The organism is Embleya sp. NPDC025285 (assembly GCF_055558835.1).
On sequence record NZ_JBVHLU010000311.1, the window covers coordinates 1 to 1,099 of the forward strand.

The 1,099-nt window shown below is 70.9% G+C and carries 2 protein-coding genes; both read right to left on the bottom strand.

Annotation, left to right across the window (positions count from 1 at the left end; translation table 11 throughout):
- Nucleotides 1-2: 2 nt before the first annotated feature.
- Nucleotides 3-656, bottom strand: a complete 654-nt coding sequence (locus tag ACZ4FV_RS52445; protein ID WP_465328571.1) for a response regulator — start codon at nt 654-656, stop codon at nt 3-5.
- A partial coding sequence (locus ACZ4FV_RS52450; RefSeq protein ID WP_465328573.1) for a sensor histidine kinase occupies nt 653-1,099 on the bottom strand: 447 nt, incomplete at its 5' end. The genes ACZ4FV_RS52450 and ACZ4FV_RS52445, both read right to left, overlap by 4 nt.

Below are 1,099 nucleotides of genomic sequence, written 5' to 3' on the forward strand. Positions count from 1 at the left end.
GGTCAGGAGGGTTCGATCAGGCGGGTCTCGTACGCGGCGATGACGGCCTGGGTCCGGTCGCGGAGGCCGAGCTTGGACAGCACGTTGCTCACGTGTGTCTTGACGGTGTGCTCGCTGACCACCATCGCGGCGGCGATCTCCGCGTTCGACAGGCCGCGGCCGAGCAGGCGCAGGGTCTCGCGTTCGCGGCCGGTCAGGACGGCCAGGCGCGCGGAGGCGGTGGTGCCGGCACGCGGGCGGTTGCGGGTGATGTCGGAAATGAGGCGGCGGGTGACGGTGGGAGCCAGCAACGACTCCCCGGCCGCGACCACCCGGACCGCGTGTACGAGGTCGTCACGCCGAACGTCCTTGAGCAGGAAGCCGCTTGCCCCGGCATAGAGGGCGTCGTAGACGTAGTCGTCCCGGTCGAACGTGGTCAGCATGATCGCGCGGGCCGAGGTCTCGGCGCACACGATCTTCGCGGCCTCTATGCCGTCCAGACCGGGCATGCGGATGTCGAGAAGGACCACGTCGGCAGCGTGTTCACGGACGGCGGCGACGGCGGCGGCGCCGTCTCCCGCCTCGCCCACCACCTCGATGTCGGGCTGCGCGTCCAGAATCATCGCGAAGCCGCTGCGGACCAGTTCCTGATCGTCGGCCACCACCACCTTGATCACGAGGCCACCGCCGCGGCCGAGGTGTAGGGCAGACGCGCGCGTACGCGGAACCCGCCTGCGGGCAGCGGACCGGCCTCGGCCGTTCCGCCACAGGCGAGCGCGCGTTCGCGAATGCCGATCAGGCCGTCGCCGCCGCGCCGCCAACCCGCGGGATTGGCTTCGTCGCCCCTGCCGTCGTCGGTCACCGTGATCTCCAGTTCGTCGCCGGTCCAACTCAGCCGTACCTCCGCCGTGGAGGCGCCGGCGTGCTTGACCGTGTTGGTGAGGGCTTCCTGAACTATGCGGTACGCGGCCAGATCCGCGTCGGCGGGCAGGTCGCGACGGGCCCCCTCGACGGTGAACCGCACACGGACGTGGGTGCGGTCGACGTGCTCGATCAGCTGGGTGAGCGTGTCGACGGTCGGCTGGGGCGCGCGGACGCCGATGTCCTGGTCGTCCTTGAG